The 520-nt window shown below is 56.7% G+C and carries 1 protein-coding gene; it reads right to left on the bottom strand.

Translation table 11 applies throughout. The features are described 5' to 3' along the window. The coding region (locus CIC12_RS33840) for a GntR family transcriptional regulator (RefSeq protein ID WP_168662561.1) at positions 1-227 on the bottom strand (227 nt) is incomplete at its 3' end. Positions 228-520 lie beyond the last annotated feature (293 nt).

Below are 520 nucleotides of genomic sequence, written 5' to 3'. Positions count from 1 at the left end.
CCACGACCAGGCGGATTCAGGACCAGCCCTTCGCTTTCGAGAACGTTCAGCGCGTCGCGTACAGGAATGAAACTGACGTTCAGTGCGTCAGCGAGCTTGCGCAGCGACAGGCTCTGGCTGGGCGCGAGTTCACCCGACAGGATCAAACGGCGAAGTTCAGCAGTCACCTGCTCCGAGACCGAGCGGGATGTAATCGGTCGGACCGAATTCGAATTTACTATTGCCATGTCCCGTGCGACCCACTTTGTGTCACTCACTTCGTACGTGATAATCAATTATAGCAACGAGCACCGCCAAGCCGCGGGACCCTTTGCGCCCTGTCGCCGCGTGAATCCTCGCCCACCATGAGCGTCGCGAGCATTAGGACAAACCCCCGGAGCCTCATCCAGATCCCGCTGCTATTATTTATAACACCGGTTCAGCGTTGTCTTCGCTTCAGTTTTCCCGCCTTCGCCCAAGCACCAAGCGCGTCCGGCCTTCTTTTCCATTAACCGTTAGAGGACAAGATGCCCAAAGTAGT

It is taken from the genome of Paraburkholderia sp. SG-MS1 (assembly GCF_012275575.1).
In the GTDB taxonomy this organism is placed as follows: Bacteria; Pseudomonadota; Gammaproteobacteria; order Burkholderiales; family Burkholderiaceae; genus Paraburkholderia.
The sequence above is the reverse complement of the archived record's forward strand: the minus strand, read 5'-3'. Positions and strand labels throughout refer to the sequence as shown.